The organism is Brevibacterium sp. HMSC22B09 (assembly GCF_001806795.1).
Taxonomy (GTDB): Bacteria; Actinomycetota; Actinomycetes; order Actinomycetales; family Brevibacteriaceae; genus Brevibacterium; species Brevibacterium ravenspurgense.
Window position 1 is genome coordinate 1 of the sequence record NZ_KV786031.1, and the last position, 17,865, is coordinate 17,865.

Sequence of the window (17,865 nt, forward strand, 5' to 3'; positions counted from 1 at the left end):
GAATTCTGTACTGGCGCCTCGTGCTTTGTGGTTTGAGGGAGGCCGCGGTCAGCCGCGGTCAGCGGCCCGCTCTGCCATGTCGATGACATTGGCCAGGAGCATGGCGCGGGTCATGGGGCCCACTCCCCCGGGGTTCGGTGAGTACCAGGAGGCCTTCGCCTGGGCTTCCTGCGAAACATCGCCGACGACCTTCGACTTGCCTGTCTCCGGGTCTTCTTCGCGGGACACACCGACGTCCACGAGAACGGCTCCGTCTTTCACAGCGTCACCGGCGACGATGTCTTTCACCCCGGCTGCCGCAACAATGACGTCAGCCTGCTGCAGCAGTTCGGGGAGGTTCTTCGTGCCGGTGTGAGTGAGCGTGACGGTGGCGTTGACATCGCGGCGAGTCAGCAGCAGACCAATGGGACGGCCCACTGTTACACCGCGGCCCAGAACAACCACGTGCTTGCCGTTCAAGTCCACGCCGTGACGCTCCAGAAGCTCAACGATGCCGCGCGGGGTGCACGGCAGCGGCGAAGTCACGTCTTCACGCACCCGCAAGACCAGGCGCCCCAGGTTCGTGGGGTGCAGACCATCAGCGTCCTTGTCCGGGTCGACCAGTTCGAGCACACGGTTGGTGTCGATGCCGTCCGGCAGGGGCAGCTGCACGATGAAACCCGTACATTCTGGGTTGTTGTTGAGCCTGGTGACCGCGTCTTCGATCTCCTGCTGAGTGGCGGTCGCTGGGAGATCTTCGCGGATCGACGCGATTCCAACCTCAGCGCAGTCGCGGTGCTTGCCGGCGACATACCACTGCGACCCTGGGTCTTCGCCGACGAGCAGTGTGCCCAGTCCCGGGGTGACGCCCCGGTCCTTCAGGGCCTGCGCCCGCACGGCGAGTTCCTGTTTGATTGCAGTGGCTGTCGCTTTGCCGTCAAGCTTCTGTGGCATCAGTACTGTTCCAGTCCTTCGTAGAGCGGGAAGTCCTTCGTGACCTTAGCAACACGCTCACGCAGCGCTGCAAGGTCCGCACCGGGCTTGAGCGTTTCGGCGATGATGTCGGCAACCTCGGTGAAGGCTGCAGCGTCAAGACCGCGGGTGGCAAGGGCGGGGGTGCCGATGCGCAGACCAGAGGTCACCATGGGCGGACGCGGGTCAAACGGAACAGCGTTGCGGTTGACGGTGATGCCCACCTGGTGCAGAAGGTCTTCACCCTGTTTGCCGTCGATTTCGCTGTTGCGCAGGTCAACGAGCACCAGGTGAACGTCAGTGCCGCCGGACAGGACCGAAACACCGGCTTCAGCAACATCGTCGCGAAGCAGACGCTCAGCGAGGATCTGTGCGCCTTCGATGGTGCGCTTCTGGCGGTCCTTGAATTCGTCTTCTGCTGCCAGCTTGAACGCGACAGCCTTGCCCGCGATCACGTGCATGAGCGGACCGCCCTGCTGACCGGGGAAAACAGCCGAGTTGATCTTCTTGTTGAGCTCTTCCGAGTTCGTCAGGATGAAGCCCGAACGGGGACCGCCGAGGGTCTTGTGGACCGTCGAAGACACAACGTCGGCGTACTCAACCGGGTTGGGGTGCAGACCAGCTGCGACAAGACCAGCAAAGTGCGCCATGTCGACCCACAGGTAAGCGCCGACTTCGTCAGCGATTTCGCGGAAGGCCTTGAAGTCCAGCTGACGCGGGTAGGCCGACCAGCCGGCCACGATGACCTTCGGCTTGTGCTCAAGAGCGCGTTCACGGACCTGATCCATGTCCACGCGGTTGGTTTCAGGGTCAACCTCGTAGGACGACACGTTGTACAGACGTCCCGAGAAGTTGATCTTCATGCCGTGCGTCAGGTGACCGCCGTGAGCCAAGTCGAGGCCCAGCAGACCGTCACCGGCACGCGCCAGTGCGTGCATGACGGCGGCATTGGCGGAAGCACCGGAGTGCGGCTGGACGTTTGCGTACTTCGCGCCGAAGAGCGACTTTGCTCGTTCGATCGCGAGGTTCTCTGCGACGTCAACGTATTCACAGCCGCCGTAGTAGCGGCGACCCGGGTAGCCTTCGGCGTACTTGTTCGTCAGCACCGAGCCCTGAGCCTGCAGCACAGCGCGGGGAACAAAGTTCTCCGACGCAATCATTTCCAGGTAGTCCTGCTGGCGGCCGAGCTCCTGGTCAAGCACCTTGGCGATTTCGGGATCAATGTCCGCGATGCTCTGCGACAGAGGCGTGTTCGACATCCACGTTCCTTTCCTTCAGACAGCCGTTGTGCGGTCTGAGCGGGCACAACGGCCTCATTGTCTCACGGGTCACACGTTCACACTTCCGCCGACACATAGCGGACGGGATGGATGCTGTGGGTGTAGGCGGGGCAGCGGAAGGTGGGGGTGCTGAGGAGGGGCGCTCCACCTCGTATGCCCTCCCCAGGTTCGTGCACGAGGTGCCGCTCCCCTTGGCGGCAGAACCCCACCTCGGGAGCCCCTCCACACACCCAGACTCCCGTTAGCCGGAATCTTCGCCTTAGCAGTGGCGGCTAAACCGCAGATTCCTTGCTGAAGCGTGCCTCCCTGCGGCTAAAGCGTGGATTTGTCGCTAAAGCGTGGACCCCGGCTAAGGGGTGGATTCGCTGCAAACGGGTGTGTGGGGCTGCGAAGGCAGAAACACGAAAGGCGCCGCAGAACCACGTTCTGCGGCGCCTTCGTTTCAGGCTTCAGAGAAGCTCAGATCAGGCTTCGTCCTTTTCAGCATCTGCTTCAGCATCTGCGTCATCGGCGGCTTCCTGGGCTTCGTCTTCCTGCGGGCCGGATTCGACATCCGGTGCAGCTTCGACTTCTTCAGCCGGAGCTTCGGCCTTTTCGTCAGCCGAGGCGGCGGCTGCGCCTTCTGCTTCCTTCACCACGGCCTGCTTGGGCGAGTAAGCCTCAAGAACCAGTTCGATGACAGCCATGGGGGCGTTGTCACCGGGGCGGGTGCCGATCTTGGTGATGCGGGTGTAACCACCCGGGCGTTCAGCAACAGCAGGTGCGATCGAGGTGAACAGCTCGTGCACAATGCCCTTGTCGCTGATCGAACGCAGGACGCGACGACGCGAAGCGAGGTCACCCTTCTTGGCGAAGGTGATCAGACGCTCGGCGTGCGGGCGCAGGCGCTTGGCCTTGGTTTCGGTGGTCTTCACCGACTTGTTTTCAAAGAGCTGGGCTGCAAGGTTGTTCAGCATTGCCCGCTCGTGCGCCGGGGAACCGCCGAGGCGGTTGCCCTTGGTAGGCGTAGGCATGGGTTTTCTCCTTGGAAATTCTTAGAACTGTTCGTCCTCGACGAACGAAAGGTCGTCAGCGGGCTCGGAAAGCGAGGCGGCGCTGTCCTTAAGGCTCAGGCCGAGCTCGTCGAGCTTCTGCTTGACTTCTTCGATCGACTTCGAGCCGAAGTTGCGGATGTCCATCAGGTCGGCTTCGCTGCGGCTGACGAGCTCGCCGACGGTGTGGATGCCTTCGCGCTTCAGGCAGTTGTAGGAACGAACCGTGAGGTCGAGGCTTTCAATGGCCAGTGCCAGGTCAGCAGCCATGGCTGCGTCAACCGGCGAAGGGCCGATCTCAATGCCTTCCGATTCCACGTTGAGTTCACGGGCCAGGCCGAAGAGCTCAACAAGCGTCGTACCGGCCGAAGCCAGTGCGTCGCGCGGAGAGATCGAAGGCTTGGTCTCGACGTCGACGACCAGGCGGTCGAAGTCGGTGCGCTGTTCAACACGAGTGGCTTCGACCTTGTAGGTCACGCGCAGAACGGGCGAGTAGATGGAGTCAACCGGGATACGGCCGATCTCAGCATCTGCGTTCTTGTTCTGAGCAGCCGACACGTAGCCGCGACCGCGTTCGATCGTCAGCTCCATGTCGAGCGAGCCTTCTTCGTTCAGCGTGGCGATGAAGAGGTCCGGGTTGTGGATCTCAACACCTGCCGGTGCGCTGATGTCAGCGGCCGTGACATCGCCGGGGCCCTGCTTGCGCAGGTAGGCGACGACGGGTTCGTCGAATTCCGAGGAGACGACAAGCGACTTCAGGTTGAGGATGAACTCGGTGACGTCTTCCTTGACTCCGGGAACCGTGGTGAACTCGTGCAGCACACCGTCAATGCGGATGCTGGTGACGGCGGCACCGGGGATGGAGGACAGAAGGGTACGACGCAGCGAGTTGCCGAGGGTGTAGCCGAAGCCAGGCTCCAGGGGCTCGATGACGAACCGGGAGCGCAGATCGGAGACAACCTCTTCAGTGAGCGTGGGACGCTGTGCAATGAGCACGTGGGCTTCCTTTCAGCGAACATCCGCTATATGACGTTCGCGCTTAAAGAGTTCTGGACTCGTTACGCTGTGCCGACTCAGCCGCGGCGGCGCTTGGGCGGACGGCAGCCGTTGTGCGGGTGCGGGGTGACGTCCTGAATGGTGCCCAGCTCAAGGCCGGTGGCCTGGAGCGAGCGGATAGCGGTTTCGCGACCGGAACCGGGGCCCTTGACGAAAACGTCAACCTTCTTCAGGCCGTGTTCCTGTGCGCGGCGCGCAGCGGATTCAGCAGCCATCTGAGCGGCGTACGGGGTCGACTTGCGCGAACCCTTGAATCCGACCTCACCAGAAGAAGCCCAGGAGACCACGGCGCCGGTGGGGTCCGTGATGGAAACGATGGTGTTGTTGAACGTCGACTTGATGTGAGCCTGGCCGTTGACCAGGTTCTTCCTATCGCGACGACGGGGCTTGCGAGCAGCAGCTCGTGACTTGGGTGGCATCTAAATCTCCTACTCGAACGCTTACTTCTTCTTGCCTGCAACGGTGCGCTTCGGACCCTTGCGCGTACGCGCGTTGGTCTTGGTGCGCTGACCGCGGACGGGCAGGCCGCGGCGGTGACGAACACCCTGGTAGCTGCCGATTTCAACCTTGCGGCGGATGTCGGCTGCAACCTCGCGGCGCAGATCGCCTTCAACCTTGAAGGTGCCTTCGATGTAGTCGCGCAGCTGCACGAGCTGATCGTCGGTCAGGTCCTTAACGCGGATGTCCGGGCTGATGCCGGTTTCCGTGAGGGTCTGGCTCGCACGAGTGCGGCCCACACCAAAAATGTATGTCAGGGCGACTTCCACGCGCTTTTCGCGCGGGAGGTCAACTCCGGCTAAACGTGCCATGTGTTTACTCCATGTAGATATTCGAAGGTTCTTGCTCAGGCATGTCCGGATGTCTTTTCGGACCCGGTCCCCGGCCCTCGAACCGGGGGTGTCGTCCTCGCCGTGCAGGAGTTCCTGCCAGCGAGGGGGCGATGCCTGCTTGGGTGTGGACTCGCCTGCCCTTTACGGGAAGCGAACCCATCGATCTGCGTTAGCTGATCAGCCCTGGCGCTGCTTGTGACGCGGGTTCGAGCAGATCACCATGACCACCGAGTTGCGGCGGATGACCTTGCAGCTGTCGCAGATCTTTTTGACGCTTGGCTTAACTTTCATCGCTATTCCTTCTTGTCACCACAAAGCCCCTCGGGGCCAGCCCAAGGGGTGGTCGCGGTGAGTGTCAAAAGATCCTTACTTGTAGCGGTAGACAATCCGTCCGCGAGAAAGGTCGTAGGGAGACAGCTCCACTACAACACGGTCTTCGGGAAGGATGCGGATGTAGTGCTGGCGCATCTTTCCGGAGATGTGCGCAAGCACAAGGTGGCCGTTGGTCAGCTCAACGCGGAACATCGCGTTGGGCAGAGCCTCGACGACCGTACCCTCGATCTCAATGACCCCTTCTTTTTTGGCCATATCGTTCGCTTACCCCTGCTCCCCGCGGAATCCCGCGGATTGAGTGTCTTATCCGTACAGCTCGTGGTTGCGAAAATTCGGTTTCCTGCACTCACTGCCGCCCGTCATCCACAGCGGGATTCTGCGCTAGAGTGAGCGCGTTATGGGAGCCGAAATGCCGACAGCCCACAAGCCAATTGTCTATCCTACAGCGAATATGCTTGACTTTCCAACTGATGTGACGCAGTGCGCAGATATTCGGCAAGGTCCGCTGGGCACCTGTTGGCTTATTGCGCCGCTCATTGCGGCCGAGGTGGCAGCTCCCGGATTCTGCGACCGCACGGTCGTGCACAGGACTGCAACTCGCGCTGTTGTCGACGCGGGAACAGCTCCCATCACCACAAACATTCCCGCACACGCGCGCGACCGCAGCGGTTCGCGTGCCGGGAAAGTCAACAGCACAACACTTGTCGAGGCTGCAGCGCAGACAGTTCTCGGCTCACGCCTTGAAGGTCACCTGCCGTTCAGGGGATTTCAGTTTCTTTTCGGTTCGCCGGGTATTGCGATACCCGCACTTCCCGGCCTGGCCGAGTTCGCACTTCGCGCCGCCGCCCGTGGACTTAAGAGCGGACGCCCCGTCGTCGCCGCAACCCTGCCTAAGCGCAGCAGCTTCGACCTGAGTGACACACGAGACGGCATACCCGTGCGGATCACACCGAACCACGTGTACGCGGTCGTCGGCCACACTTCCGGCGAGCGCAGCAACACCGACCACTCCCCCAGGCTGCTTCTGCGCAACCCCGTGCTGACCGGACGCACCGACATCGACACCGACGCCCTTCAACTGAGCGCACACCAGCTGACTGAAGCAACCATGACGGTCTTCATCGGCCCGAAGCTGCGACAGCCCGGGTTACCCACAAACCCAAACCGCGCTGACAGAACATGGTGAGCTCCACCTCGTCAGCCAACAAAAAGCGCTCGCGGGTCCCGAACAATCGGGGCCCGCGAGCGCTTTCAGACCAGCGTCAGCCGATCACATCTGCTCAGTGACGACCTTTGCGGCGGCCGTTGACAGCCATAGCCGAACCCGCGGCCAGCAAGAGAGCCGCAGCGGCGAGGATTCCCGCAACATCAGCACCCGTGCGCGGCAGAGGCTTGCTTTCGCCCTCTGCATTGTCGTTCGGGGTCTTACCGCCCTTGTCACCAGGCTTGTCATCGGGCTTGTCGCCGCCCGTGTCACCGGGCTTGTCTTTGCCCTCAGTTGAACCGCCCGCTTCCGGGCCGTCCTTCCGCGGCTTGTCCTTCGACAGGATCTCGAGCCCTGCGCTCCCCACTTTCTTGCCCTGAGCATCGACGATCGCAACTTCAACAGTCGAACCGGCCTTCAGGCCCTCGGGCACCGAGAACACGCCAGCGAAGTTGCCGCCGTTGTCAGTGGTGAACGCGTAGGTCTTGTCGCCGATCTTCAGGACATAGTCAGTTTCCGAATCAAGGTGCGTCACCTTGAAGCCGACTTCGCTGCCAACATGCGCTTTCGAGGTGGACAGGGTGAAGCCGTCGGTGCGGAACGTCTGCATCTTGCACTTGTTCGGCAGGTTCACCGTCTTGCCGTTGTGGTCCTTCGCGGTGTCCGGCTTGTCCAGCTTCTCGCCGAAGTCGCCGTCACGGGGAACCCGTCCCTTGCTGAGGAACGTGTTCACGGTGTCAGACACGCATCCGCCAGCAGCCTGGTAGGAGGTGTGGTCGTTGCCGGCCACGCTCAGCAGCGAACCGTCAATGAGCTCAGCCATCTTGACACCCGCTGCGTAGGGCGTTGCAGGGTCGTGCGAGGTGGACACCACGAGGATGTTCGGAACCTTCGTCAGCTGCTTGGACTTGGGCAGCGTGCCCTTGAACTTCCAGAAGTCACACGTGTCATAGCCGGCCGGCGAAACGCTCGCGCGCTGGAACGGCGCTGCCGCGTCGTAGGCTTCCGCGAATTTGCGGACCTGAGCGAGCTTGGCTTCGTCCTTCGGCTCATGTGCACTGTTGGAGTCGGTGCAGCGAATGTTCGTAAAAGCCGCACCGGACGGGTCGTAGTGGCCTGATTCGTCGCGGCCGTCGTACATGTCAGCGAGAATCAGAAGCTGACCTGCTGACTTACCCGCTTTGAGCTCATTCAGCGCGTAGTTCAGACGCGGCCACAGCGAAGTGCTGTAGAGGGCCTGGAATTCACCGAGGCGCCCAACTGAGAACGTGATGCGACGCTGATCGTCCGGGTTGCCGGTGGGCAGACCCTTGCCCCCGTCAGCCGTTTCAAGCGTCTGGAGCAGCTTCGCGTTGTTGTCGCTGAGAACCTTCGGGTCGTCGCTTTCACCGAGCGCACACGTGAACTTCTGGTCGGCAAGCGGGGTTTCGCCGAACGCATCCGGCCACAGTTCACCGTAGGTCTTGCCCTCGCGGCCCTTCGCGGCACAGTCCTTAGCGAACTGTTCGAAGGTGTCCTGGAAGCCAGCACCCTGGTTGACGGTGTCCTTCTGGTCCTCCGTCAGTCCATCAAGGTCGATCTTTTCGCTGGCCTTGGCTGTTTTGCCGGTACCCGCACCTGCCTTGTCACCTGCACCAGTGCTGTTTTCCTGGGCCACAGTGTCCCCAAGGTCTGCGAAGCGGTCCGAGCGGGCGTTGATGGCCTTCAGCGCTTTGACTGCTTCGGCGTCACCCGGGTCGACAACACCGTCGAGGACAAGCTTGCCCACGCTGTCGCCGTACTTCTGCGCGTAGCGGTAGCCCAGCGATGTTCCGTACGACCAGCCGACGTAGTTGAGCTTCTCATCGCCGACAACAGAGCGCAGGATGTCCATGTCACCGACCGCATCCCACGTGCCCAGGTGCTTGATCAGGTCCTTCCGACCCTCAGCATCAAGACCGAACAGCTTGCCCGTGTTCTCGAAGCACGCATCAGCGTACTTCTTGGTGTCGGTGTTGAAGACTTCTTCCGCTTTGTCCCGGCCGTCTTTCCACGGGTTGAGGTCACGGGATGCGTCCTGCTGCTGATCAGTTGCACATTCGGAAAACGGCATGGAGGCACCGACACCGCGCGGGTCGAAGCCGATCATGTCGAAGTCCTCAGCCAGTTCAGGCTGGTCCCATGCCTGCCAGGTGGCAAACATCATGCCCGAACCACCGGGACCGCCGGGGTTGTACAGAACGGAGCCTTTGGGCTTGCTGTTCGGAGTGAACTTGACCCCGCCGCCTTCGGCTTCTTCAAGCTTGCCGGCTTTGACGCGCTGCACCGCAATGGCGATATTGCCCTTTTCTGGGTTCTTCGCATCAATCGGGGCGATCATGTACCCGCATTCGGCTGGCCGACCGATCTCCTCGGAGTAGTCCGGCAGGCCCATCGCTGCACAGTTGTCTGCCGACCAGTCGATCTTCTGGCTGTAGTAGCTCTCAAGCCCTGCCGGCACTTTGCCCGCCGACTTGCCGCCCGCGGTCGGGGCCGGCACCTGGTAGTGCCCCTCCCCCTTTTTGAACAGCTTCTTTGCCAGTCCCGGGTAGTACTCGTCGGCCGGCTTTTCTTCGGCTTCGTCGCCTGCCTCGGGTTCGGCAGGGTTTTCGCCGTCGGCCGAGGTGCCGCTCGGGTTTCCGCCGTCGGCCGAGGTGTCGTCCGGGTCACCGCTGGGATCATCAGCAGGTTCTGCGTCCGCGGCGGTGCCAGTCTCTTCCGCCGGCTCTTCAGCTGGAGTGCTGCCAGGCTCAGCATTCTGCGATTCCTGCGTCGACTCTGACGCAGGTTCACTAGAAGTGCTTGCCGCTGCGGGAGCACCGATTCCGAGGGTCAGGGCTGTTGCTGCTGCCGCGGCGAAAACAGAGTTCGCGGGGCGCGTTCTCAAAGATTTCAAATGTGTCACAGAACACAAAATTATATGGACACAGGTGAGAGTCAAGGTTTATGGAGCAAAAAGTCAGAAAAATCACGAGGTGGGTGTTCAGAAATCTGAACACCCACCTCGTGAGTCAGCTTTGCTCAGTCCAGCGGAACCGGCTCGACGCCGTAGCGCGCCAGACGCTCCCTGCCGCCGTCCGGGGCGGTGAGCACCCAAATGCCCTTGGCGTGGCGGGCAACCGTGTGCTCCCAATGGGATGCTCGGGAACCATCAGCGGTGACGACAGTCCATTCGTCATCAAGCGTGCGGCTATCAGCGCCGCCGGTGGTGAGCATCGGCTCAATGCAGATGGCCATACCCGGCTTGATCTTCGGACCGCGCTTCTTCACCGCGTAGTTGAGCACTTCCGGTTCCATGTGCATCTGCGAACCGATGCCGTGACCCGTGAAGTCTTCGATCAGCCCGCCTTCGAGTTCAGGTGCGTTTTCCAACACCCAGCCCTCAATGGCCGCACCGATTTCGTCGATGTGCTTGGCACGCGAAAAAGCCGCGATACCCGCCCACATGGACTCTTCCGTCGCATCAGACACCCGAAGGTCCTGCTTGCGCGCAGCTTCGCGTCCGCCCACAAAAACAGTGATAGCGGAATCGCCGTGCCAGCCGTCAACGATCGCACCTCCGTCAATCGACACCATGTCGCCCTCTTTGAGGACGATGTCGTCAGACGGGATTCCGTGAACGATGACGTCATTGACCGAAACGCACAGCGTGGCTGGATAGCCCATGTAGCCCAAGAAGTTCGACGTTGCGCCGTGCTCCTCAATAACCCGGGCTCCAGCGGCATCGACGTCTTCCGTCGTAGCGCCGGGCACGCAGGCGGCCGCAGCTGCTTCCAAAGCAGCACGGGTGACCAGACCCGCACGACGCATTGTGCGTATCTGGTCGTCCGTCTTCAATTCGATCTTAGGACCGAACATCAGCCTTCAAGTGCTTTCATAATCCGCTCGGTGATGGCATCGATTTCCCCGAGGCCGTCCACCTGACGCAGCAGACCGCGGCGACGGTAGATGTCAGTCAACGGCTGAGTCTGCTCTTCGTACACATCCATACGGTGGCGGATGACATCTTCAGTGTCGTCCGAACGGCCCTCAGTCTGGGCGCGAGCCAGCAGGCGGCCGACAATCTCATCGGTGTCAGCGGTCAGTTCGACAACAGCATCCAGGCTGTGGCCAGCAGCTTCCAGCATCTTGTCGAGCTCATTCACCTGAGCCTCAGTGCGGGGGTAGCCGTCGAGGAGGAAGCCCTCCTTGGCATCGTCCTGCTGCAGACGGTCGGCAACCATCGAGTTGGTGACCTCGTCCGGTACGTATTCGCCAGCGTCCATGTAGCGCTTAGCCTTCTTGCCCAGTTCGGTTTCGCCCTTCACGTTCGCACGGAAGATATCTCCGGTCGAAATAGCGGGGATCGACAGCGTGGAGCTGAGCTTGGCGGCCTGCGTGCCCTTGCCGGCACCGGGAGGGCCGATGAGGATGATGCGCTTTGTCATGTGCGTCCTTCCGATTTGTTCCTAATCGAATGCTACCTAAGCGCACAGACCCGAACCCCAACCGGTCTGGTCAGGATTCGGGTCTGCGCACTGGTCAAAGGTGTAAGTGAGCTTTCCCGCTTATCAGCGCAGGAGGCCTTCGTAGTGGCGCTGCTGCATCTGCGAATCGATCTGCTTGACCGTTTCGAGACCGACACCCACCACAATGAGGATCGAAGTACCGCCGAACGGGAAGTCCTGGTTCGCATCGACAAGCACCAGGGCGATCAGCGGGATCATGGCCACAAACGCGAGGTACAGCGAACCGGGAGCCGTGATGCGGTTCAGAACGAAGCGCAGGTAGTCCTCGGTGGGCTTGCCGGCACGAATACCCGGAATGAATCCGCCGTACTTCTTCATGTTGTCGGCAACCTCTTCCGGGTTGAACGTAATCGCAACGTAGAAGAAAGCGAAGAAGATGGTCAGACCGGCATAAATGGCCATGTAAATCGGGTGGTCGCCGCGGGCCAAGTACGTGTTGATCCACTGCACCCAACCGGACTCGGGGTTGCCGAACTGGGAAATGAGCTGCGGCAGGTACAGAATCGAGCTGGCGAAGATCACCGGGATAACACCGGCCTGGTTGACCTTGATCGGAATGTAGGTGGAGGTTCCTCCGAACATACGGCGACCAACCATGCGCTTGGCGTACTGCACAGGGATGCGACGCTGCGACTGCTCAACGAAGACAACCAGAGCGACAACCAGCAGGCCGACCAGGCAGACGATCGCGAAGATATCCGGACCCTTGGACTTCAGAATCGAACCGAAAGCAGTCGGGAAGCCAGCAGCAACAGAAGTAAAGATCAGCAGCGACATGCCGTTGCCGACCCCGCGCTCTGTGATCTGCTCACCGAGCCACATGATGAGCGCGGTACCGGCGGTCAGGGTCAGAACGATGATCAGCTGAGCCCACCATTCGTCACGGACGATGATGTTCTCACAGCCTTCGACGTTGCCGAAAAGAGCACCCGTGCGAACAGTCGTGACAAGAGTCGTAGCGTTCAGGACCGCCAGACCGATAGTCATGTAGCGGGTGTACTGCGTCAGCTTGGCCTGACCGGAAGCGCCTTCCTTGTGCAGAGCCTCAAAACGCGGAATCACAACGCGCAGAAGCTGCGTGATAATCGACGCCGTGATGTAGGGCATGATGCCCAGCGCAAAGATCGACAGCTTCAGCAGCGCACCACCGGAGAACAGGTTGATCATTCCGAACGCACCCGAATTCAGCTGCGGATTCGACACACACTGCTGAACGTTCGCGTAGTCAATGCCCGGCGCAGGAATAAAGCTGCCCAAGCGGAAGAGCACGATGATGCCCAAAGTGAAGAGGAGTTTGTTCCTCAGATCCGGGGTCCGGAAGGCTCTACCGATAGCGCCGAACAAACGTCCTCCTGAGATAAGGAACCTCCGAGCCGGAAATTTCAGGCACGACGATTCCGCAGACAGATACCGCAGGTACTTTACTCGGGTCCACCAAGCCAAGCAAACCCGAGTCTGACATACCAGGCGACCGACACCTCGTCACCCCTGCCCCACACAAAAACAGACGAGGCGGAGGTCAAGTTGACCTCCGCCTCGTCAGCGAAATCAGACAGCCTCAGCTGTCGTCAATCAGGCTTCAGTAGCGGTACCGCCGGCAGCCTTGATCTTTTCGATCGCAGAACCGGAGAACTTCTGAGCCGTAATGTTGATCTTCACGGTAAGTTCGCCCTCACCAAGAACCTTGACGGGCTGCTTGGCGCGAACAGCGCCCTTCTCCACCAGATCGGCAACGGTGATGTCGCCGCCTTCCGGGAACAGAGTCTGCAGCTTGTCCAGGTTGACGACCGCGTAGGTCACCTTGTTCGGGTTCTTGAAACCGCGGAGCTTCGGCAGACGCATGTGCAGCGGCGTCTGGCCACCCTCAAAGCCGTGGGGAACCTGGTAACGGGCCTGCGTGCCCTTGGTTCCGCGGCCTGCGGTCTTACCGCCCTTACCTGCTTCACCGCGACCGTAGCGCTGCTTGGCGGTCTTTTCACCCTTAGCGGGGCGCAGGTGGTGAAGCTTGAGTGCGCGTTCTTCAGCCATGTCAGTCCACCTCTTCGCACTTGACCAGGTGGCGCACAGCGTTGACCATGCCGCGAACCTCAGGACGGTCTTCGCGAATCACCGAGTGGTGCAGACGCTTGAGACCCAGGGTGCGAATGGTTTCACGGTGCTGTGGCTTGCCACCGATTGTCGACTTGATCTGCGTAATCTTCAGCTTCTTAGCCATCAGGCGCTAGCCCCGCTTTCTGCTGCGCGCAGAAGAGCGTGCGGAGCAACTTCGTCAACAGGAAGTCCACGGCGAGCCGCGACTTCCTCCGGACGCTCCAGGCCCTTCAGCGCTGCGATGGTGGCGTGCACGATGTTGATGGCGTTAGCCGAACCCAGCGACTTCGAAAGAATGTCGTGGATGCCAGCGCAGTCGAGGACGGCGCGGACCGGACCACCGGCGATAACACCGGTACCAGCCGAAGCCGGACGCAGCAGGACAATGCCGGCAGCGTCTTCACCCTGCACCGGGTGCGGAATGGTCTTCTCGATGCGGGGAACGCGGAAGAAGTTCTTCTTCGCTTCCTCAACACCCTTGGCAATAGCCGCGGGAACTTCCTTGGCCTTGCCGTAGCCCATGCCGACCATGCCATCGCCATCGCCCACAACGACCAGGGCGGTGAAGGAGAAACGGCGTCCACCCTTCACAACCTTGGACACGCGGTTGATGGTGACAACGTGCTCAATGAACTGGTTCTTGTCTTCGCGCTCACCGCGTCCACCGCGGCGACCGCCCTGGCCGCGACCACGACCGCGACCGCGATCGGGGTTCTGCTGCTCAGTCTGGTTTGTCTTCTCTTCGTTGCTCACAGCGCCAGACCTCCTTCACGTGCGCCCTCTGCGATTGCGGCCACACGGCCGTGGTAGGCGTTGCCGCCGCGGTCAAAGACGACAGCCTCAACACCGACAGCCTTCGCGCGTTCGGCGATCAGTTCGCCGACCTTGCGGGCCTTTGCGGTCTTGTCGCCGTCGAACGAACGCAGCTCGGTTTCCATGGTGGAAGCCGAAGCAACGGTCTTGCCGGCTTCGTCGTCGATAACCTGGACGAACACGTGGCGCGACGAACGGGTCACCGAAAGACGGGGACGTTCGGGCGTACCGTTGATGTGCTTGCGCAGACGAGCGTGGCGACGGTTGCGTGCAGCAGTCTTGGACTTGCCGCGGCTCTTCTTCAATCCGAAGGCCATGGTTACTTACCAGCCTTTCCAACCTTGCGGCGAACCTGTTCGCCTGCGTAGCGGACACCCTTGCCCTTGTAGGGTTCGGGCTTGCGAAGCTTGCGGATGTTCGCAGCGACTTCGCCGACAAGCTGCTTGTCGATTCCGCTGACGGTGAGTTTGTTGTTGCCCTCAACCGTGAAGGTGATTCCCTTCGGAGCGGCAACCGGGATCGAGTGCGAGTAGCCCAGCGACATTTCGATGTCGCTGCCCTTCGCCTGAACGCGGTAACCGGTGCCGACGATCTCGAGCTTCTTCTCGTAGCCCTGGGTCACACCGATGATCATGTTGTCGACCATCGTGCGCGACAGACCGTGCAGGGCGCGGGATTCGCGCTCTTCGTTCGGACGCTCAAGGGTGATGACGCCGTCTTCCAGTGCAACCGTGATCGGTTCTGCAACGGTGTGGCTCAGTTCGCCCTTGGGGCCCTTCACGTTGACGGTCTGGCCGTCGATCTTGACCTCAACACCGCTGGGGACGGAGATGGGGCGCTTGCCGATACGTGACATTGTGCTCTCTCCTTCCCTTACCAGACGTAGGCGAGGACTTCCCCGCCCACACCCTTCTTAGCTGCCGTGCGGTCAGTCATGAGACCGGACGACGTGGACAGAATCGCGATGCCGAGACCGCCGAGAACCTTCGGCAGGTTCGTGCTCTTGGCGTAGACGCGAAGACCGGGCTTGGAGATGCGCTTGAGGCCGGCGATCGAACGTTCACGGTTCGGGCCGAACTTCAGGTCCATTTCCAGGGTCTTGCCAACACGAGCGTCTTCGACGCGGTAGTCGGCGATGTAGCCCTCGGCCTTGAGGATGTCGGCGATGTTTGCCTTCAGCTTGCTGTGCGGCATGCTGACATCCTCGTGGTACGCCGAGTTGGCGTTGCGCAGACGCGTAAGCATGTCTGCGACTGGGTCAGTCATAGTCATTGGGCTTTAGCCCTTCCTCGCTGCGGTTTCTGTGCCGGTCCCCTCAGGTCCCGGCACGGACCTTCAACGTAGTGGTTCAGTTTGTCTTAAAGGGGAAGCCCAGGTGCTTGATAAGCGCCCGGCCCTCTTCGTCGGTCTTGGCGGTCGTGACGATCGTGATGTCCATACCGCGAACACGGTCGATGCTGTCCTGGTTGATTTCGTGGAACATCGACTGTTCGGTCAGGCCGAAGGTGTAGTTTCCGTTGCCGTCGAACTGGCGGTCCGAGAGTCCGCGGAAGTCGCGGATACGCGGCAGAGCCAGCGAAATGGTGCGGTCAAGGAATTCCCACATGCGTGCACGGCGCAGAGTCACGTGAGCGCCGATGGGCTGACCTTCACGCAGCTTGAACTGTGCGATCGACTTGCGTGCGCGGGTGACAACCGGCTTCTGACCCGTGATGAGGGTCAGGTCGTTGATCGCGCCTTCGATGAGCTTCGAGTCACGCGCGGCGTCACCAACACCCATGTTCACGACGACCTTTTCGATCGTAGGAACCTGCATGGGGTTCGCGTAGTTGAACTCCTCCTGCATCTTCGCGACGATTTCGTTGCGGTAGAACTCGCGCAGTCGAGGTGCAGGACGGCTGGTTGCTGTTGCTTCAGTCATCAGATGTCCTCTCCGGTACGACGCGAGTAGCGGACGCGGACGGTCTTGGTACGGCCGTCGCGTTCAACCTTTTCCTCGCGGAAGCCCACGCGGGTCGGCTTGTTGTCCTTGGGGTCAACGAGCATGACGTTCGAAACGTGAATCGGAGCTTCGTGGATCTCGATGCCGCCGGCGGTGGCGCCGGCAGCGGTCTGAGTGGCGCGCTTGTGCTTGGTGATGCGGTTGACGCCTTCGACCAGAACACGCTGGCGTTCGGGGTACACGGCCAGGACCTTGCCCTGCTTGCCGCGGTCGCCGCCGCGCTCCTGCTTAGCACCGGCGATCACCTGAACGGTGTCGCCCTTCTTGATGTGCAGCTTAGGTGCCGTCATTCTTACAACACCTCCGGTGCGAGCGAGATGATCTTCATGAACTTCTTTTCGCGCAGTTCACGGCCCACGGGGCCGAAGATGCGGGTACCGCGCGGTTCACCGTCGGTCTTGAGGATGACGGCTGCGTTTTCGTCGAACGAAATGTACGAACCGTCGTTGCGACGCTGCGCCTTGCGGGTGCGCACAACAACAGCCTTGACGATGTCGCCCTTCTTAACGTTGCCGCCGGGGATTGCGTCCTTGACCGTGGCGACGATCGTGTCGCCGACGGACGCGTAGCGACGTCCTGAACCCCCGAGGATCCGGATGGCCAGGATTTCCTTGGCTCCGGTGTTGTCAGCGACTTTGAGTCGCGACTCCTGCTGGATCAATGTCTTCTCCTGTCGTCACGCTGGTTCTCGTTATGAGCCTTGCGGAACGGTTGTGTTTACAGTGCCCGTGTGCGGTTCCCCGGTAGCCGCCCCCAGGAGTGGGGGCGGGACCGGGGTGGACCGCAGCTGGTGGCCGCGAATTACTTGGCGCGCTCGATGATCTCTACGAGTCGCCAGCGCTTCGTTGCCGAGTACGGACGGGTCTCAGCAACACGCACGAGGTCGCCAACACCTGCGGTGTTGTCTTCGTCGTGGGCCTTGAACTTGGTGGTCGTGCGCATGATCTTGCCGTACAGACGGTGCTGCTTGCGGCGCTCGACCTCAACCACGATGGTCTTGTCCATTTTGTCAGACACAACGTAGCCGCGCGCGGTCTTACGGCTGCCGCGCTGGGTGGTTTCTGTCACTTCAGACATCACTTGCCCTCTTCCTTAGCGTCAGCCGGGTTGGTGCGGAGCAGAAGCTCGCGTTCGCGAAGCACGGTGTAGATGCGTGCAATGTCCTTCCGGACGGCCTTCACACGGCCGGGGTTTTCGAGCTGGCCGGTTGCGGCCTGGAAGCGCAGGTTGAACAGTTCAGCCTTTGCCTTCTTGAGCTCTTCGCCCAGACGTTCGTTGTTGTAGCCGTCGAGAACGTCCATGGTCAGATCCTTGGATCCTACTGCCACGTCATTCACCACCTTCACGAGAAACAATGCGGGCCTTCATCGGAAGCTTGTGGATTGCGAGGCGCAGTGCTTCGCGGGCCACCTCTTCCGAAACACCGCCGAGTTCGAACATGATGCGTCCGGGCTTGACGGGAGCAACCCACCATTCGGGCGAACCCTTACCGGAACCCATGCGGGTTTCAGCAGGCTTCTTGGTAATGGGGCGGTCCGGGAAGATGTTGATCCAGACCTTACCGCCGCGCTTGATGTGGCGCGTCATAGCAATACGAGCTGCTTCGATCTGACGGTTGGTCACGTATGCAGCGTCGAGTGCCTGAATGCCCCATTCACCGAATGCGAGTTCGGTTCCGCCCTTGGCGTAGCCGTCGAGGTTGGGGTGGTGCGGCTTACGGTACTTAACACGACGAGGGATCAGCACGT

Annotated in this window: 25 protein-coding genes; 1 reads left to right on the forward strand and 24 read right to left on the reverse strand. The window is 61.0% G+C overall.

Annotated features, from left to right (window positions below; genetic code table 11):
* Positions 1-48: 48 nt before the first annotated feature.
* The 8 genes from HMPREF3087_RS09385 to infA all read right to left on the reverse strand — a co-directional run bounded on the left by HMPREF3087_RS09385 (position 49) and on the right by infA (position 5,736).
* The gene (locus HMPREF3087_RS09385) at positions 49-933 is read right to left on the reverse strand and encodes a bifunctional methylenetetrahydrofolate dehydrogenase/methenyltetrahydrofolate cyclohydrolase (RefSeq protein ID WP_062022186.1); all 885 of its coding nucleotides are present in this window, start codon (positions 931-933) and stop codon (positions 49-51) included.
* Positions 933-2,210, reverse strand: coding sequence for a serine hydroxymethyltransferase (glyA, locus tag HMPREF3087_RS09390; RefSeq protein WP_070428943.1), 1,278 nt, complete (start codon positions 2,208-2,210; stop codon positions 933-935). Before glyA ends, HMPREF3087_RS09385 begins: the two co-directional genes overlap by 1 nt.
* Before the next feature lie 485 nt (positions 2,211-2,695).
* The gene (gene rplQ, locus HMPREF3087_RS09395; RefSeq protein WP_070428944.1) at positions 2,696-3,244 is read right to left on the reverse strand and encodes a 50S ribosomal protein L17; all 549 of its coding nucleotides are present in this window, start codon (positions 3,242-3,244) and stop codon (positions 2,696-2,698) included.
* 21 nt (positions 3,245-3,265) lie between these two features.
* On the reverse strand, positions 3,266-4,258 hold the full coding sequence (locus tag HMPREF3087_RS09400) for a DNA-directed RNA polymerase subunit alpha (RefSeq protein WP_019174664.1): 993 nt from the start codon (positions 4,256-4,258) through the stop codon (positions 3,266-3,268).
* Positions 4,259-4,335: 77 nt separating this feature from the next.
* The gene (gene rpsK, locus HMPREF3087_RS09405; RefSeq protein WP_061941388.1) at positions 4,336-4,737 is read right to left on the reverse strand and encodes a 30S ribosomal protein S11; all 402 of its coding nucleotides are present in this window, start codon (positions 4,735-4,737) and stop codon (positions 4,336-4,338) included.
* 21 nt (positions 4,738-4,758) lie between these two features.
* Positions 4,759-5,127 carry a 30S ribosomal protein S13 gene (rpsM, locus tag HMPREF3087_RS09410; protein WP_019174662.1) on the reverse strand — a complete coding sequence of 123 codons (369 nt, stop codon included), beginning with the start codon at positions 5,125-5,127 and terminating at the stop codon, positions 4,759-4,761.
* 198 nt (positions 5,128-5,325) lie between these two features.
* Positions 5,326-5,439, reverse strand: a complete 114-nt coding sequence (gene rpmJ / locus HMPREF3087_RS09415) for a 50S ribosomal protein L36 (protein WP_019174661.1) — start codon at positions 5,437-5,439, stop codon at positions 5,326-5,328.
* 75 nt (positions 5,440-5,514) lie between these two features.
* The gene (gene infA / locus HMPREF3087_RS09420; protein ID WP_019174660.1) at positions 5,515-5,736 is read right to left on the reverse strand and encodes a translation initiation factor IF-1; all 222 of its coding nucleotides are present in this window, start codon (positions 5,734-5,736) and stop codon (positions 5,515-5,517) included.
* Positions 5,737-5,932: 196 nt separating this feature from the next.
* Between infA and HMPREF3087_RS09425 the strand changes: the two genes are divergently transcribed.
* Positions 5,933-6,667, forward strand: a complete 735-nt coding sequence (locus HMPREF3087_RS09425) for a hypothetical protein (RefSeq protein WP_141738925.1) — start codon at positions 5,933-5,935, stop codon at positions 6,665-6,667.
* A gap of 94 nt (positions 6,668-6,761) precedes the next feature.
* Here HMPREF3087_RS09425 and HMPREF3087_RS09430 read toward each other — a convergent pair whose 3' ends face one another.
* From HMPREF3087_RS09430 to rplP, 16 genes are all read right to left on the reverse strand, one after another.
* On the reverse strand, positions 6,762-9,608 hold the full coding sequence (locus tag HMPREF3087_RS09430) for an alpha/beta fold hydrolase (protein ID WP_070428946.1): 2,847 nt from the start codon (positions 9,606-9,608) through the stop codon (positions 6,762-6,764).
* Positions 9,609-9,724: 116 nt separating this feature from the next.
* Entirely contained in the window at positions 9,725-10,561 is an 837-nt protein-coding gene (gene map, locus HMPREF3087_RS09435; RefSeq protein ID WP_061941394.1) for a type I methionyl aminopeptidase, read from the reverse strand.
* On the reverse strand, positions 10,561-11,130 hold the full coding sequence (locus tag HMPREF3087_RS09440) for an adenylate kinase (protein ID WP_061941396.1): 570 nt from the start codon (positions 11,128-11,130) through the stop codon (positions 10,561-10,563). The genes map and HMPREF3087_RS09440 overlap by 1 nt, the downstream gene beginning before the upstream one ends.
* 123 nt (positions 11,131-11,253) lie before the next feature.
* Positions 11,254-12,555, reverse strand: coding sequence for a preprotein translocase subunit SecY (secY, locus tag HMPREF3087_RS09445; protein ID WP_070428947.1), 1,302 nt, complete (start codon positions 12,553-12,555; stop codon positions 11,254-11,256).
* A 228-nt stretch (positions 12,556-12,783) separates the two neighbouring features.
* Positions 12,784-13,239, reverse strand: coding sequence for a 50S ribosomal protein L15 (rplO, locus tag HMPREF3087_RS09450; RefSeq protein ID WP_061941400.1), 456 nt, complete (start codon positions 13,237-13,239; stop codon positions 12,784-12,786).
* Between the two features lies 1 nt (position 13,240).
* Positions 13,241-13,426, reverse strand: a complete 186-nt coding sequence (gene rpmD / locus HMPREF3087_RS09455; RefSeq protein WP_019174653.1) for a 50S ribosomal protein L30 — start codon at positions 13,424-13,426, stop codon at positions 13,241-13,243.
* Complete coding sequence (rpsE, locus tag HMPREF3087_RS09460; protein WP_070428948.1) at positions 13,426-14,055, reverse strand: 30S ribosomal protein S5; 630 nt, start codon at positions 14,053-14,055, stop codon at positions 13,426-13,428. The genes rpmD and rpsE overlap by 1 nt, the downstream gene beginning before the upstream one ends.
* The gene (gene rplR, locus HMPREF3087_RS09465; protein WP_019174651.1) at positions 14,052-14,432 is read right to left on the reverse strand and encodes a 50S ribosomal protein L18; all 381 of its coding nucleotides are present in this window, start codon (positions 14,430-14,432) and stop codon (positions 14,052-14,054) included. Before rplR ends, rpsE begins: the two co-directional genes overlap by 4 nt.
* Before the next feature lie 2 nt (positions 14,433-14,434).
* Positions 14,435-14,971 carry a 50S ribosomal protein L6 gene (gene rplF, locus HMPREF3087_RS09470; protein WP_019174650.1) on the reverse strand — a complete coding sequence of 179 codons (537 nt, stop codon included), beginning with the start codon at positions 14,969-14,971 and terminating at the stop codon, positions 14,435-14,437.
* Positions 14,972-14,988: 17 nt separating this feature from the next.
* Positions 14,989-15,387, reverse strand: a complete 399-nt coding sequence (gene rpsH / locus HMPREF3087_RS09475) for a 30S ribosomal protein S8 (RefSeq protein ID WP_026022714.1) — start codon at positions 15,385-15,387, stop codon at positions 14,989-14,991.
* Between the two features lie 76 nt (positions 15,388-15,463).
* Positions 15,464-16,036: a 50S ribosomal protein L5 gene (gene rplE, locus HMPREF3087_RS09480; protein WP_019174648.1), complete on the reverse strand. Its 573-nt coding sequence runs from the start codon at positions 16,034-16,036 to the stop codon at positions 15,464-15,466.
* A complete protein-coding gene (gene rplX / locus HMPREF3087_RS09485; RefSeq protein WP_019174647.1) occupies positions 16,036-16,407 on the reverse strand; it encodes a 50S ribosomal protein L24 in 372 nt (123 codons plus the stop codon). Before rplX ends, rplE begins: the two co-directional genes overlap by 1 nt.
* A gap of 2 nt (positions 16,408-16,409) precedes the next feature.
* Complete coding sequence (gene rplN / locus HMPREF3087_RS09490) at positions 16,410-16,778, reverse strand: 50S ribosomal protein L14 (protein WP_019174646.1); 369 nt, start codon at positions 16,776-16,778, stop codon at positions 16,410-16,412.
* A gap of 140 nt (positions 16,779-16,918) precedes the next feature.
* Positions 16,919-17,194 (reverse strand): 30S ribosomal protein S17, encoded by a 276-nt coding sequence (gene rpsQ / locus HMPREF3087_RS09495; RefSeq protein ID WP_026022713.1) that lies wholly within the window; start codon positions 17,192-17,194, stop codon positions 16,919-16,921.
* Positions 17,194-17,445 (reverse strand): 50S ribosomal protein L29, encoded by a 252-nt coding sequence (rpmC, locus tag HMPREF3087_RS09500; protein WP_026022712.1) that lies wholly within the window; start codon positions 17,443-17,445, stop codon positions 17,194-17,196. Before rpmC ends, rpsQ begins: the two co-directional genes overlap by 1 nt.
* Before the next feature lies 1 nt (position 17,446).
* A complete protein-coding gene (gene rplP, locus HMPREF3087_RS09505; protein WP_019174643.1) occupies positions 17,447-17,863 on the reverse strand; it encodes a 50S ribosomal protein L16 in 417 nt (138 codons plus the stop codon).
* Positions 17,864-17,865 lie beyond the last annotated feature (2 nt).

What these genes read in the sequence shown, in the direction of transcription:
- HMPREF3087_RS09385 (WP_062022186.1), bottom strand. Translation starts at nt 933, where the DNA reads ATGCCACAGAAGCTTGACGGCAAAGCGACAGCCACTGCAATCAAACAG.
- glyA (WP_070428943.1), bottom strand. Translation starts at nt 2,210, where the DNA reads ATGTCGAACACGCCTCTGTCGCAGAGCATCGCGGACATTGATCCCGAA.
- rplQ (WP_070428944.1), bottom strand. Translation starts at nt 3,244, where the DNA reads ATGCCTACGCCTACCAAGGGCAACCGCCTCGGCGGTTCCCCGGCGCAC.
- rpsK (WP_061941388.1), bottom strand. Translation starts at nt 4,737, where the DNA reads ATGCCACCCAAGTCACGAGCTGCTGCTCGCAAGCCCCGTCGTCGCGAT.
- rpsM (WP_019174662.1), bottom strand. Translation starts at nt 5,127, where the DNA reads ATGGCACGTTTAGCCGGAGTTGACCTCCCGCGCGAAAAGCGCGTGGAA.
- rpmJ (WP_019174661.1), bottom strand. Translation starts at nt 5,439, where the DNA reads ATGAAAGTTAAGCCAAGCGTCAAAAAGATCTGCGACAGCTGCAAGGTC.
- infA (WP_019174660.1), bottom strand. Translation starts at nt 5,736, where the DNA reads ATGGCCAAAAAAGAAGGGGTCATTGAGATCGAGGGTACGGTCGTCGAG.
- HMPREF3087_RS09425 (WP_141738925.1), top strand. Translation starts at nt 5,933, where the DNA reads ATGCTTGACTTTCCAACTGATGTGACGCAGTGCGCAGATATTCGGCAA.
- map (WP_061941394.1), bottom strand. Translation starts at nt 10,561, where the DNA reads ATGTTCGGTCCTAAGATCGAATTGAAGACGGACGACCAGATACGCACA.
- HMPREF3087_RS09440 (WP_061941396.1), bottom strand. Translation starts at nt 11,130, where the DNA reads ATGACAAAGCGCATCATCCTCATCGGCCCTCCCGGTGCCGGCAAGGGC.
- rplO (WP_061941400.1), bottom strand. Translation starts at nt 13,239, where the DNA reads ATGGCTGAAGAACGCGCACTCAAGCTTCACCACCTGCGCCCCGCTAAG.
- rpmD (WP_019174653.1), bottom strand. Translation starts at nt 13,426, where the DNA reads ATGGCTAAGAAGCTGAAGATTACGCAGATCAAGTCGACAATCGGTGGC.
- rplR (WP_019174651.1), bottom strand. Translation starts at nt 14,432, where the DNA reads ATGGCCTTCGGATTGAAGAAGAGCCGCGGCAAGTCCAAGACTGCTGCA.
- rplF (WP_019174650.1), bottom strand. Translation starts at nt 14,971, where the DNA reads ATGTCACGTATCGGCAAGCGCCCCATCTCCGTCCCCAGCGGTGTTGAG.
- rpsH (WP_026022714.1), bottom strand. Translation starts at nt 15,387, where the DNA reads ATGACTATGACTGACCCAGTCGCAGACATGCTTACGCGTCTGCGCAAC.
- rplE (WP_019174648.1), bottom strand. Translation starts at nt 16,036, where the DNA reads ATGACTGAAGCAACAGCAACCAGCCGTCCTGCACCTCGACTGCGCGAG.
- rplX (WP_019174647.1), bottom strand. Translation starts at nt 16,407, where the DNA reads ATGACGGCACCTAAGCTGCACATCAAGAAGGGCGACACCGTTCAGGTG.
- rpsQ (WP_026022713.1), bottom strand. Translation starts at nt 17,194, where the DNA reads ATGTCTGAAGTGACAGAAACCACCCAGCGCGGCAGCCGTAAGACCGCG.